Genomic DNA, 13,951 nt, shown 5'->3' on the forward strand with positions numbered 1-13,951 from the left:
CATGAACCATGCCTCCGGGCGCCGTCAGCAGGGCGGCTCGTCCGGAGGTGTTTGTGCTTCCTGTAAGGTTTGTATTAGGGAACGTCTGATTGGTGCGTATGACAGTTGGAGACGCATGCCATACTGCACATAGGAGAATTGTAATCCATCGTTGAATGCTGGGAAGGAGAACGTACGCTTGGAGCTTACTTTATTAGGAACGGGAGCGGGAAGGCCGAGCAAGCTGCGCAATGTCACTTCGATGGCTTTGCGGCTGCCGACCCCATCGTCATCGGTCTGGTTGTTCGATGCAGGGGAAGGAACGCAGCATAAGCTGCTCGATACTCCGATTAAGCTGAATCGGATTGACCGGATATTCATCACGCATCTGCATGGTGATCATGTGTTCGGATTACCGGGTCTGCTCAGTACACGTGCGTATGACGGGGGAGTGGACCCTGTGACCATCTATGGGCCGCCAGGCTTGCAGAAGATGGTGGACACGTTGTTTGAGCTGAGCGGCTCTCATATTGCGTATGACATCCATTATGTCGAAACAGTTGAAGGTATATTGTTCGATGATGGGCAGTTCCGGGTGGAAGCAGCGGCGTTAGAGCATCGAGTCCCATGTTTCGGCTACCGAGTCGTTGAACATGATCGTCCCGGCCGGCTTGATGTTGGGAAGCTGCAGGATGCTCAGGTTCCTGCAGGTCCGCTCTATGGTCGTCTCAAGGCGGGTAATGATATTGAACTGCCAGATGGGCGAAAGGTATGTGCCAAGGACGTTATGGGGCCAAGCATCCGCGGACGGATCGTTACGATTCTTGGCGATACGAAGCCTTGCGAGGGAGCTGTGAAGCTGGCGCACGATGCGGATCTGCTTGTGCATGAAGCGACATTCGGCGCTGGCCTTGAAGAGAAGGCGGAGGCATATGGCCACTCCACGACGCTGCAGGCGGCGGAGATTGCGAAGCAGGCAGGGGCGCATAAGCTGGTGATGACGCATTTTAGCTCGCGATATGAACTTGCGGATGCGAATCGGCTTGCGGACGAAGCAAGAACGATATTCCCGGCGACGGATGCGGCAAGCGACGGAGACGTGTTCGCCATCCCATGCAGAAGCTGACGATATAGGTTGAAAAAGGCTGTTCGAAATGCCAGACGGTGCGTCTGCGTTTCGAACAGCCTATTTTGGTCATAGCGATGGCGGGTGAGGTCTTAGGATTCGAACGGCTCTTCGTCTTCCAATTCGTTCTCGAAGCCGGAGATTGCGGATTGACGATTGCTGTTTTTCTGTTTCAATGCGTTCAATTCACTTGGTGCGATTTCTTCTGCATGCTCATCGAGGTAGTCTTCGGATTCACGCAGATTGTCCTGCGTATTCTGAATCGATTCGCGCAGACGCGCTGCGTTGTTGCTTCTGTCATCCGGTTTAGGTGCCATGTTCATTGAACCTCCATTATAGGTTGTTTATGTAGGCCGGGATCTATCTTCGCCGGGCCCTAGCTTAAGATGCACAGCATTGGCTACTTTATACACGCAATTGTGTTCCTTACAATTTCGATAGAATTCGCAAACAATACGTTAATGGTTGTCGCTTAGCATAGGGCGTATAGCAGATTCTTTTGTGAGGGAGGAAGATCGTTATGGATTCTGCAAGTCATCTGCTCCTCGGCTTCACACTAGCAGGCGCTGCACTTGCCTTCCCAGCCGTTGCTGCCGATCCGACATTACAGCACGCGCTTATTGCCGCTTCGATGCTCGGCAGTCATGCACCGGATTTGGACGCAGTCGCTAGACTGAAGGGAGAAACTGCTTATTTGCGCAATCATCGCGGGATAACGCATTCGCTTCCTGCACCGCTGGTGTGGGCAGTTGTGATCGGCTGGCCAATGGCGTGGCTGTTCGGCGCAATGGATCATCTGGGACTACTCCTGTTATGGACGTTCCTCGCAGTCTGTTTCCACATTACACTCGATTTGTTCAACGGGTACGGCGTGCAATGTTTGCGTCCTTTCACCAGGCGCTGGCTCCATCTCGACTCGTTGTGCTTGTTCGATCCTTATATCTTCGGTTCGCATCTGCTCTGTGGCCTGATCTGGCTGGCGGGTCTTGTTCCAACCTCCACAATGGGGACCGTATTCGCAAGTTTGTATGGACTAACCCTATTGTATATGGCATGGCGATTAACTGAACGTATCCGCTGGCAGCGTAAGCTGTATGCAGCATTAGGGCAATTCACCCGTGTTTCTCTGCTCCCGTTAATGTCTGGCCGTGCATGGCATTTCGTTGCGGAGGGTCCAGATCGTTATGAGTCCGGCAAAATTAGCAGTAAAGGTATTGTGCTAGAAGCAACCATTGCGAAAACTTCAACTTTAAGCGGCACAGAACCAGCATTGGCGACGATGCAGACGGATGGCGTGCGCGCCTTTATGGCTTTTGCTACGAACGTTCATGTGCAAATCCAGGAGCGGCTGGATGGTTATGAAGTGACGTGGAGCGATGTTCGTTTCTGGAGCAACGACAAGATGCCTTACAGCGCGGCCGTTACTTTGGATCGCAATCTGAATGTGATGAGCACTAGACTCGGTTGGGACAAAAAAACGTGGGAACCGCCGTACGTGTGATTTTCAATACGGCTTTAAAAGGTTCATGATGTCTTGGAACTTGATCGTCGTGTCGGCGCTAATTAAATAGCCGAATCCTTTAAGTAATACGACTTGTTAAGTCTTGGCACTCGCCAGGGCTTTTTTATTTTTCAACGGACATTTATAATAAGAACAACAGTTCTAGTGTCGAGGGGTGAATTCATTGTTACGGAGAAAGACGCTTCCACAGCTTATAGAGGAATTGCGGGGAAATGAGAATATTATTAATTGGCATGAGATACAGCCGCAGGAATCAAAGACAAGGCCTATGCCAGGCAGCGTAGACCCGCGAATTAAAGCTGCCTTGGAGAAACGCGGCATAGCCGAATTATATACGCACCAGCACACAGCCTATGAAACGGTTCGTAAAGGGGAAAACATCGTCGCTGTGACTCCGACAGCTTCGGGTAAGACATTATGTTATAACCTGCCTGTATTGCAGGCTATAGCGGAAGACGACGGCAGCCGGGCGCTTTATTTGTTTCCAACGAAGGCACTGTCGCAAGACCAAAAAAGCGAACTTAACGAAATCATAAACGAAATGGGCATTGATATAAAAAGCTTCACGTATGACGGAGATACCGCCCCGGCCATACGGCAGATTGTACGGACCGTCGGGCATATCGTCATAACAAACCCGGATATGCTCCATTCGGCTATCTTGCCGCATCATACGAAATGGATAAGCTTATTCAGCAACTTGAAATACATCATTATCGACGAGCTGCATACCTACCGGGGCGTATTCGGCAGCCATGTAGCCAACGTTATTCGAAGACTTCAACGAATCTGCAAGTTTTACGGCAGCAACCCTTTATTTATTTGTACGTCTGCGACAATCGCCAACCCGAAGGAATTAGCGGAACAGCTGACAGGCCAGCCTATGCGGCTTATCAATGACAATGGAGCTCCGAAAGGGCGAAAACATTTCGTGTTCTATAACCCGCCAATCGTTAACCAACCACTTAATTTACGTAAAAGCTCTACGGTAGAGGTCAACGAGTTAGCGAAGGAATTCCTTTCAAATAAAATACAGACCATTGTTTTTGCCCGGAGCCGGGTGAGGGTTGAAATTATCTTAAGTCATCTACAGGAATTAACGAAGAATGAAATTGCAGCGAAGTCCATTCGAGGCTATCGCGGCGGCTATCTTCCGAATCAGCGGCGAGAAATTGAAAAAGGGCTGCGGAATGGCGATATTCTAGGTGTAGTAAGTACGAATGCTTTAGAGTTAGGTGTAGACATCGGACAATTGCAAGTTTGTATCATGACCGGATACCCTGGCAGCGTCGCCAGTACATGGCAGCAAGCAGGTCGGGCAGGCAGACGACATGGAGAAGCGCTGGTATTAATGGTAGCCAGCAATACGCCTATAGATCAGTACATCGTACAGAATCCCGAATACTTCTTCGATCGTTCCCCGGAGTCGGCGAGGATTAACCCGGAGAATTTACTTATCCTTGTCGATCATCTGCGGTGCGCATCTTATGAACTTCCGTTTAAGACGGGTGAACCGTTCGGTCCTAGTGATATAGAAGAAATTCTAGAATACCTTGTCGAAGAAAGAGTGCTGCACCGCGTTACGGATAGTTATTATTGGGCAAACCAGTCTTTCCCGGCAAGTGAAGTAAGTCTGCGATCTGCTGCCCAGGAGAACGTCATTATCGTCGACCAGACAGAAACAGCCAACGTAAAGATCATTGGAGAAATGGACAGATTTAGCGCAATGACCTTGCTGCATGATGAAGCCATTTATTTGCATGAGGGCGTACAGTTCCAGGTCGAGAAGTTGGACTGGGAACATAAGAAGGCCTACGTTCGAGAGGTTGACGTCGAATATTATACAGACGCAAATCTGGCCGTTAAGCTTAATGTTCTGGATATTGACAAAACGGAAACAAGACGCATTTCTTCTATTAACTACGGTGAGGTTAGAATCAATGCTATTCCCACTATTTTCAAGAAAATCCGTTTATCCAGTTTCGAGAACATTGGGTACGGGCCAATTAATCTACCCGAAGAAGAACTGCATACCAGCGGGACCTGGGTGGAATTAACGGAAGTCGATTCGAGCATTGACACAAAAACGCTTGAACAGCTGCTATTAGGAATTGCCAACGTACTGGGGCATATCATTCCGATCCATGTGATGTGTGACCGAAACGATATTCACGTTGTGTCGCAGATTCGGGCCGAGCATACGCAATTGCCAACTATTTTTATATATGACCATTACCCTGGTGGAATTGGGTTAGCCGAAGACGTGTACAAGCGCTTCGACGAAATTAAAACGGCAGCGAAGAATTTAATAAAAAAATGCCCTTGCTCCGACGGTTGCCCTTCTTGCATTGGTACACAAATCGAAGGGTTAAACGCGAAGCGAATGGCAGTAGAAATGCTGGGGTTAATATAATGAAGGTTCATGGTAGGGAAGCGGGTGCGGGACGATGAGCGCATTTCGCGATCGGTTCAATCGGCTTCGCGGAGAGAAGGCGGACGTATCCGCTGCGGCAACTGCGGATACGGTTATAGATGCGGAGAGTGTAGGTAACGTCCCGGCAGAAGAACACGTCGGGGTCAAGGATTTAATCGTTGAGCAGTCGGATTCGGAATCGCCTCCTGAATGGCTGCCGTATGATGTGAGACTGGTGCGCAATGAGATGGGTGAGTTTCTGGCGAAAGAGATTCGGTACCCGCTCGACTACCATCATGGGCATCATTCTTTCGGGGAATGGGGAGAAGCTGTTCGTGCCTTGACAGCGTTTCATGGCGATGAGCAGGTGATGGGCGCAGCATCTGCGGGAACTGCAACTGCATCGTTCGTGCCGCTTCGTTCCGACAATGTGCTGTTCCTCGATCTCGAGACGACAGGGCTGGGAGCGGGAACGGGCAATGTACCGTTCATGCTTGGCATAGCTTACTTCGAGGGTGAACATTATGTAGTGCGACAGTCGATCATCCGACATCCTGCAGAGGAACGGGCGATGCTTGCCGATCTGAAGGCACGGCTGCCGCAGTTCCAGTACCTCGTCACTTTTAATGGAAGGACGTTCGACTGGCCGCTTATACAGAGCCGGTTCATAATGAATGGATTCGGCAGCAAAGTGTGGGAACCGCTTCATCTCGATTTTCTGCATCCGTCGCGCAGTATCTGGCGCAACACGCTTGTGTCCTGCAAGCTGAGCTACGTGGAGGAGGAGCGGCTTGGCGTATTCCGAGAAGATGATCTGCCGGGTTCGGAGGCACCGGGCAGATATTTCGCTTATCTTGCAGACGGCGATCCGAAGCCGCTGCTCGATGTGTTCCGTCACAATGAGATCGATATGCTGTCACTAGCTGCTCTCGCCATTCGATTCGGTCACCTGCTGGCAGGACGAATCGGTTCTGCAGTGCCGATGCCGACGGAGGCAGAAGAGCTTGTTCGAACAGGGCTGTGGCTCGAACGAATGGGCGAGGAGACTTCAGCAGCACCGCTGCTCGCTAATGTGAGACGCGTGACAGATGCATCGCCATCGGTGTGGAATCGGCTCGCAGAGCGCGATAAGCGGCTCGGGCAGTGGGAAGATGCAATCTCCTTGTGGAATAAGGCTGCCAGTTCCGCTGAGCGCAGCTTCCTCCCGGATTGGGATGCGCATATCGAGCTGTCGATGTACTATGAGCACAAGGTGAAAGATGTGCCCCAAGCGCTGATCTATGCGCGCTCAGCATTGGAACTGGCGCTCGAACAACCACTCAGCGGCCGAGCGGACAGCAAACGTCGCAAGGAAATCGACGCGCTGCGCCATCGCCTCGACCGTCTTATGCGCAAAGCTGGGAAGTAAGTAGTAAGGATTGGAGTAAGCGTTGCTAAGCATGCTGAGCAGCGCTTGTTTTTTGTTTCGCAGGAGCCTTAAAGCAGAGAGATGATCACTGCAGGTATAGAAACGCACATACGTGGAATCAGAAGTGGCGGAGAGTGATGCACGTAGGTGCAGATATGCATCTAAGTAGGACTAGAAATGTCGAAGTGCTGTACATAGGTGTAGAAATACACCAACGTAAGGTCGTGAGTGTTGAAGTGGCACACGTAGGTGCATAAACGCACCTACATGTGCTTGGAAAAGCGTAGTGATGATTGGTGGTGCAATTATGCACCTAGGGTGCCAGAAGTTCCGGGGTTGGAAACCCCGGGGGTCCTCCCTAGCAGGGAGGATATAGGTGGATAGAGAAAAACAGTTTGAATAGGGATTAGGGGCGAAGCCCCTTAACTCGTTCGAGCACCAACCAAAAGCGTGTCCCGGAGGGACGACAAGCGGCTCCAAGCACGTACAAATGGTCGAGAACAAACATCGACCGTATCTAGTCCCCTCAAACGTAAAGCGTGTCCCGAACAGGGACGAAAGCGATCCCTCCACCCAAGCCGCTAGAACGCGAGTCCAGGAGTCCAGAGGTAAAGGTTTCCGCGAGGAAACCACATCGGAAGCATAAGCTGAGGCCTTTGGAACCCTCCCTCTTGGGAGAGGGAGGGAGTGTGGAATAATTAATTGCATATAAGGGGGCGCAGCCCTCAATCACTAGAGGTTTTACTGGAACGAAAATAACGGGGTTTGAGGGGCGAAGCCCCTTAACTCGCTCGAGCACCAACCAAAAGCGTGTCCCAGAGGGACGACAAGCGACTCCAAGCACGTACAAGTGGTCGAGAACAAACATCAACCGTATCTAGTCACCTCAAACGTAAAGCGTGTCCCGACCCGGGACGAAAGCGCTCCTTCCGCCCAAGCAGCTAGAACGCGAGTCCAGGTGTCCAGAGGTAAAGGTTTCCGCGAGGAAACCACATCGGAAGCATAAGCTGAGGCCTCTGGAGCCCTCCCTCTTGGGAGAGGGAGGGTTTGGGAGGGAGTGGAGTAAGTAAACGGGTATAGGGGGCACAGCCCTCAATCCCCAAGGTTTCAACGGTACGAAAATAACGGGGTTTGAGGGGCGGAGCCCCTTAACTCGTTCGAGCGCCAACCAAAAGCGTGTCCCGGAGGGACGACAAGCGACTCCTAGCACGTACAAATGGTCGAGAACAAACATCGACCGTATCTAGTCCCCTCAAACGTAAAGCGTGTCCCGAACAGGGACGAAAGCGATCCCTCCACCCAAGCCGCTAGAACGCGAGTCCAGGAGTCCAGAGGTAAAGGTTTCCGCGAGGAAACCACATCGGAAGCATAAGCTGAGGCCTCTGGAGCCCTCCCTCTTGGGAGAGGGAGGGTTTGGGTGGGAGTGGAGTAAGTTAAACAGGAGGTCCAAGGGGCAGCGCCCCTTGAGTCCTCCCAAGCAGGGAGGAATTAGCTGACCGGCTATGCATTAACTTGGCAATATACGCGTTGCTATGGTATTGTGGCAGAAGGCCATACTTCGTTTGATAGGTGTTTAGTAGGACGACTGAAGTGACTGCAGTAGGGGGAAACAACATGAAAACCATTCGATTTGCATTCAGCGGCTTCGGCAATATAGCGAAGACTCATATGACAGCGTTGCGAGCGCTGCCGATTATTAAGCAAGTCCCGGCACTGCCAGTGCTTGATACCATTATTACTCGCAATCCAGACACAAACCATGCGCAAGCAGAAGCAATCGGCTTCCGCCGCGTCGTGTCGACCGTAGAGGAAGCGGCATCTGACGAGCAGGTTGATGTTATCGATATTTGTTCTCCGAACAATCGCCATGATGCAGATGTAAGAGCAGCTATTGCTGGCGGCAAAGCGATCTATTGCGAGAAGCCGATAACGGATCAGTTTCCACAATCTGAAGCGTTGGAAGCGGCAGTGAATGAATCTGGCCTTATGCAGCAATTGGCGTTTACGTTCCGCTACCATCCTGCATCGATGCGCATTCGTGAGCTGGTGCGCGAGCAGGTAGTAGGAGATATTTTACAATGTAAAATCGCATATCGTCGTTCCGGCTACTTGAATCCTGAGCGTCCGATCAGCTGGCGGTTGGATAATAAGATGTCGGGTGGCGGCGCTATTAGTGACCTTGGCGTGCATGCGCTTGATCTGTTCCGTTACTGGTTCGGAGATATCGAGCATGCGGAAGGCCGTGTACATACACATGTTAAACGTCGTCCGTCGGCTGCAGGAAGCAGCGAGTTAGTTGAGGTTCATGTCGATGACTGGGCGATTATTCACCTGACGACTTCCTCCGGCATTAATGGTATGGCAGAAGTATCTCGTGTTGCGCTGGGTTCGGATGCTTTCGATATTCAAATCGTCGGCACGCGTGGTTCCATTACATGCGATTTGGAACGGGATGCGGTTCCAGCGGTTCATTTGCTGAAGGGCAGTCTCGGCGCTAGACCGGAGCCTTCGTCTCTTGCACTGATTCCAGACGAGAAGTCGACGATGGGCTTCTCTGTGGATAACCATTTTGGCGCGCTGCATCATTACATTCTTCGTCTGTCCGGCGATGACCGTTGGTCTGATATTGCACCTACCCTGAAAGACGGTGTAATCGTAGAAGGATGGATTGACCGCATTCTGCAGTCCACAGCAGGCGGTGGTTCGGTATGACATCTCATCTGAAGCCGATGAAAGGAGTTCTGCTCGATCTCGACGGAACGCTCTACCATGGCAGCGTAATGATTCCAGGTGCAGATCGTCTCATGCAATTGCTGATCGATCACAATATCCCGTTTCGTTATGTAACGAACAATTCATCACTCACGCCGGATGCCTTTGCCGCCCGACTACGCGGCATGGGGCTTCCAGCAACGCCTGAAGATGTATGCACTTCTGCTAGTGCTGCTGCTGAATACGTAGCATCGATCCACCCTGGTGCACGAGTATACATCATCGGGGAGACAGGGTTGCGTGAAGCAGCGATTAGTGCCGGTCTGGAACCGGTTGAGAATGGAGCAGACATCGTACTGCAAGGCATCGACCGCGAATTGACGTATGCCAAGGTGGCTGGCGCTGTAGACCAGCTGCTCAAAGGCGCGAAGTTCGTGATGACCAACCCGGATCTGCTGCTCCCGTCGGAGCATGGACTTATGCCAGGCGCCGGCTCGATTGGTGCAATGATCCAAGCAGCTAGCGGACAGGTGCCGATTGTAGTCGGCAAACCGTCGGCCATTCTAATGAACTATGCGCTGAAGCGACTTGGTGCTCGTGCAGATGAGACATGGGTTGTTGGCGATAACCTAGCAACGGATATTGGTGCCGGCAAAGCCGCAGGCTGTGGAACAGCACTGGTGTTGACCGGTCTTACTACCGCGGATAACCTTGAAATGTATGCGGAGAAGGCGGGCTGCCGCGCGGATGTCGTGTGCGCGGATCTGGATGCACTCGGCTCGTATATATTGGAACGAATCAGGCAATAAGAGAAGCAAACGTACGGACAGGAAGGAAGATGATGGATGCCGGAGCTGCCTGAAATGGAAACGTATCGCAAGCTTCTGTCGGAGCGAATCGCCGGCAGAACGATAACAGGCGTAGTCGTCACCCGCGACAAAACGATTAATATGCCGCCAGAGCAGTTTATTGAAGCTGTTGTAGGCCGGGTCGTCTGGTTCGTTGAACGGAGAGGCAAGCATCTGCTGCTGCATCTCGATGATGGAAGGCGACTCATTATTCATCTCATGTTAGGCGGTTCACTCTATTATGGTGATGAGGAAGATCGTCCTGATCGCAACGTTCAAGTGGAGCTGTCGTTCGGTGAGCACAAATTGTTCGGAATCGGACTACGTCTAGGTTATGTGCATCTCGTTACAGCGAAGGAAGCGATTGAGCGCTTCCAAGAGCTCGGCCCAGAACCGCTGGATACGAGACTGACGGTTAGCAAGTTCAAGGAGCGTTTCAAGGGCAAACGCGGAGCGCTTAAGACAGCACTGGTCGACCAGCATACGATTGCCGGCATTGGCAACTGTTATGCGGATGAGATCTGCTTTATAGCATCGATTCGTCCAACCGTACGCATTCCTGCGCTTAAAGAGGATGACTGGGAGCGGTTGTTCCGTGCCATGCAATCTGTGCTGCGTGAGGCTACTGCCTATGGCGGTTATATGGATGCGCCTTTCACACGTGAAGATACATTGACAGGCGGCTTTGATGAGCGCTGCCGCGTCTATGACCGCGTCGGAGAACCTTGCGTACAATGTGGAACTGCAATTGAGCGGGGCGAGGTTGCGACGAAGAAGGTTTTCTACTGCCCGACCTGCCAGCCAGAGGGCTAATATGAGCTATGGCTGCCATGTAAGTACACGTGGAGGCTATCGGGCAGCTGCCGTTCGAGCGGCAGAGGCGGGGGCAGGATCGTTTCAATATTTTCCAAAAAATCCGCGTGGGTTGTCGATCAAATCATTCGACCGCGCGGATGCATTGCGTTGTGCGGCCTATTGCGCTGAGCATGGATTGGTGTCCATCGCGCATACGCCATATCCAACAAACTTGGCTGCCGAAGATCTGAGCCAGCGGAAACGAACCGTCGAATCGCTCCTGAATGATCTGGACATCGCGCAGAGCTGCGGGTCTATCGGAGTGGTTGTTCATTTTGGCATCTATAAGGGACCGGAACCGCTGGTTGGCTATCAGCATATTATCGCTGCACTGGACGAAGTGACGAGCCGCTGGTCAGGCCATGCCAAGCTGCTGATCGAGAATCAAGCAGGCGACCACGCATTCATGGGGACGACGTTCGAGGAGCTGGCGACGATACGGAAGTTGTGCAAAAGGCCGGAGTTGATCGGATTCTGCATGGATACATGCCATCTGTTCGCGAGCGGTGGCTGGAACGGTGAGCCCCACGCGCCATGGTTGACTAAGGCTGCAGAAACAGGTGTGCTGCCGCATATTGCGGCGATTCATTTCAACGATAGTCTCTATGATTCGGGTATGCGGAAGGATAGGCACGCTATAATCGGCGAAGGCCGCATTGGAGAAGATGGACTTCGCTGGATGCTGACCGAGCCTGCATTAGCCCATATTCCATTTATTCTAGAGACGCCGACGGACGGGACAGGCTCTCATAAGAGCCAGTTGATGCGGATGAAGGAATGGGGAATGAAGCGATGAACCATTTATTTCTTGATGATTATCGGGCGTGCCCGAAAGGCTTCTTGCTTGCGAGGAATGCGGATGAATGTAAGCTGATGTTAGGGGAACTATCGATCGGCATTTTATCGCTCGATTATGATCTCGGTTATGGCGAGTCAACGGGGCTTGAGGTCGTCGAATATATGGTGAAGGAACAAATATGGCCGCATGAAGTGTATTTACATACGTCTAGTGAATATGGTCGAATGCAAATGTACCGGCTTCTGTCGGAGCATGCGCCAATAACAACGGAGCTTCATTACGGACCTATGCCGGATGAAGTGAAGGATAAAGTGGCGCAGCAGGCTTAGAATGCGGAGAGTGGAAGGGGAACGATGATGATACATATGCAGGATATTTCGTTCATACGCGGTGATAGGACGATATTAAACGGCGTTAACTTTCATGTGCAAAAGGGCGAGCAATGGGTCATTCTCGGACGTAATGGATCGGGCAAGACAACGCTGCTGGAGTTTATGAACGGCTATCAATTCCCGTCGAGCGGGACCGTTGATGTGCTTGGTAACCGATATGGTGAATGCGATGTACGCGAAGTGCGCAAGCAGATCGGATATATCTCACAGTCGCTTATGGAGAAGTTGACGCTTCGCGATCCGGTATGGGAAGTTGTCGCTACTGGGGAATACGCGTTTCTTCGCTTCTATCAGGATATTCCGGAAGAAGTGAAAGCGAAGGCGCTTGGATTGCTCGATGAGGTAGGACTGCTTCATACGGCGGAACAGACGCTCTCGACGTTGTCGCAAGGGGAGCGGAAGAAGGTCATGCTGGCACGTGCATTGATGCAGGATCCTAAGCTCCTTATAATGGACGAGCCATGCTCGGGCTTAGACTTGTACGAGCGGGAGAAGTTGCTTGTTGATTTGGACAATTTGCGCAAGCGGGATATTACCGTTATTTATGTCACGCATCATATCGAAGAAATTATGCCATTATTTACGCACGTCGCGCTAGTAAGCGGAGGACGGATTGCAGCAGCGGGTCCGAAGGAGGAAGTGCTGCAGCCTTCCGTTCTTAGCGAAGCGTATGAGCTGCCGATTGAAATCGATTGGCAGCATGGGCGCCCTTGGATTCGTGTGGTGCCTTCGGAGAAGGGAGCCGCAGTGTGAGCTTCAATGATACAGATAATAAGCTGGTCACGACATGGATCGGAACCTCAAATACAGGTTATGCCCCGTTAGCGATGGAGGAAGTGCGTCGATCGATTGATGGGTCGGCTGTCCGCATTCTAGCACCGGCAGAGACTTTTATCATCGAAAGTCCGCTTAACAGGGAAGAAACGTTAAGACAGCTGCAGATGCAGCCGCCGGTTTTCCTTCGTCACATTCAACCCATCGACGGGTCTTTGAATTTGACAGAAACGGAAGAGTCGGCAGTGCTGCCATTGTTGGCAAATATTGTTGGTCAAGCGCAGGAGATACTTCGCGGCCGACGTACGGCTGTCCATGTTCGTCGTGCGGAAGGATGCGCGTATCCGCATTCCGTTTTCGATACGAAGACATCCCTTGATGGCGTCCTTCGCGATATTGGTGCAACGGCTGATCAGCGCAGCCCAGAGATTATCGTCTCGATCTACGCGGTGAAGGATCAGTTGTACGTTGGATTCGGAACGCCAGATGAGTTGATGTCGGATTGGCCAGGTGGAGCTATTCGATTCCAGCGGGAGGAAGAACAGATCTCTCGCGCGAAGTTTAAGTTACTGGAGGCGGAACGCGCCTTCGGATTGGATTATACTCAGTACCGTGAAGCGATTGACATTGGTGCAGCGCCTGGCGGGTGGACATCGCTCCTGCTAGAGCGCGGCGTGTCTGTTACAGCTATTGATCCAGGTGCAATGCATCCGTCGCTGCGCAATCATCCGAAGCTGACATATCTGAAGCGCAACGCTTCAGAGGTCAAGTTCAAGCCAAACACGTTCGACCTGCTCGTGTGCGACATGAGCTGGAGTCCGATGCAGATGGTGAAGCTGGTGCTTGATCTGAACGAGTCGCTGGCGTACGGCGCTACGGCTATCGTTACGATTAAGCTCATGCACCGCAAGCCGTTGCAGACGATCCGCGATGTCATTGCAAAGCTGGAGTCGGCCTTCATCGTGCATCGCGCGAAGCAACTGTTCCATAATCGCGAGGAAATTACGTTGTTTATGACGAAACAATATTAATGGTAGGAAGGCGTACCCCGGAAGGTGGCACGTCTTTTTTTGCGCATAGGGGGAGAAACCGTCTCTAAATGTGCTAATTGGTAGGGAGGCGA

12 protein-coding genes are annotated in these 13,951 nt (G+C 51.8%); 11 read left to right on the forward strand and 1 reads right to left on the reverse strand.

The window, feature by feature from the left end; genetic code table 11:
- The first annotated feature begins 178 nt into the window (after positions 1–178).
- Entirely contained in the window at positions 179–1,105 is a 927-nt protein-coding gene (gene rnz / locus H8B09_RS09265; protein ID WP_191203221.1) for a ribonuclease Z, read from the forward strand.
- 92 nt (positions 1,106–1,197) lie between these two features.
- On the opposite strand, the gene tlp is transcribed toward rnz, so the two are convergent.
- The gene (gene tlp, locus H8B09_RS09270; RefSeq protein ID WP_224753424.1) at positions 1,198–1,422 is read right to left on the reverse strand and encodes a small acid-soluble spore protein Tlp; all 225 of its coding nucleotides are present in this window, start codon (positions 1,420–1,422) and stop codon (positions 1,198–1,200) included.
- A 203-nt stretch (positions 1,423–1,625) separates the two neighbouring features.
- Between tlp and H8B09_RS09275 the strand changes: the two genes are divergently transcribed.
- The 10 genes from H8B09_RS09275 to H8B09_RS09320 all read left to right on the forward strand — a co-directional run bounded on the left by H8B09_RS09275 (position 1,626) and on the right by H8B09_RS09320 (position 13,859).
- Entirely contained in the window at positions 1,626–2,606 is a 981-nt protein-coding gene (locus H8B09_RS09275) for a metal-dependent hydrolase (RefSeq protein ID WP_191203223.1), read from the forward strand.
- Between the two features lie 184 nt (positions 2,607–2,790).
- Complete coding sequence (locus H8B09_RS09280) at positions 2,791–5,040, forward strand: DEAD/DEAH box helicase (RefSeq protein ID WP_191203224.1); 2,250 nt, start codon at positions 2,791–2,793, stop codon at positions 5,038–5,040.
- A 34-nt stretch (positions 5,041–5,074) separates the two neighbouring features.
- Complete coding sequence (locus H8B09_RS09285) at positions 5,075–6,448, forward strand: ribonuclease H-like domain-containing protein (RefSeq protein WP_191203225.1); 1,374 nt, start codon at positions 5,075–5,077, stop codon at positions 6,446–6,448.
- Positions 6,449–8,062: 1,614 nt separating this feature from the next.
- Positions 8,063–9,160, forward strand: coding sequence for a Gfo/Idh/MocA family protein (locus H8B09_RS09290; protein ID WP_191203226.1), 1,098 nt, complete (start codon positions 8,063–8,065; stop codon positions 9,158–9,160).
- A complete protein-coding gene (locus H8B09_RS09295) occupies positions 9,157–9,969 on the forward strand; it encodes an HAD-IIA family hydrolase (RefSeq protein WP_224753425.1) in 813 nt (270 codons plus the stop codon). The genes H8B09_RS09290 and H8B09_RS09295 overlap by 4 nt, the downstream gene beginning before the upstream one ends.
- Before the next feature lie 36 nt (positions 9,970–10,005).
- A complete protein-coding gene (gene mutM / locus H8B09_RS09300) occupies positions 10,006–10,821 on the forward strand; it encodes a bifunctional DNA-formamidopyrimidine glycosylase/DNA-(apurinic or apyrimidinic site) lyase (protein WP_191203227.1) in 816 nt (271 codons plus the stop codon).
- A 1-nt stretch (position 10,822) separates the two neighbouring features.
- Positions 10,823–11,659, forward strand: a complete 837-nt coding sequence (locus H8B09_RS09305; RefSeq protein ID WP_191203228.1) for a deoxyribonuclease IV — start codon at positions 10,823–10,825, stop codon at positions 11,657–11,659.
- Positions 11,656–11,991 carry a cyclic-phosphate processing receiver domain-containing protein gene (locus H8B09_RS09310; protein ID WP_191203229.1) on the forward strand — a complete coding sequence of 112 codons (336 nt, stop codon included), beginning with the start codon at positions 11,656–11,658 and terminating at the stop codon, positions 11,989–11,991. Before H8B09_RS09305 ends, H8B09_RS09310 begins: the two co-directional genes overlap by 4 nt.
- A 27-nt stretch (positions 11,992–12,018) precedes the next feature.
- Positions 12,019–12,807, forward strand: coding sequence for an ABC transporter ATP-binding protein (locus H8B09_RS09315; RefSeq protein WP_191203230.1), 789 nt, complete (start codon positions 12,019–12,021; stop codon positions 12,805–12,807).
- Positions 12,804–13,859 (forward strand): SAM-dependent methyltransferase, encoded by a 1,056-nt coding sequence (locus H8B09_RS09320; protein ID WP_318152566.1) that lies wholly within the window; start codon positions 12,804–12,806, stop codon positions 13,857–13,859. Before H8B09_RS09315 ends, H8B09_RS09320 begins: the two co-directional genes overlap by 4 nt.
- Positions 13,860–13,951 lie beyond the last annotated feature (92 nt).

Source organism: Paenibacillus terricola, from assembly GCF_014779765.1.
Classification (GTDB): domain Bacteria; phylum Bacillota; class Bacilli; order Paenibacillales; family Paenibacillaceae; genus Paenibacillus_T; species Paenibacillus_T terricola.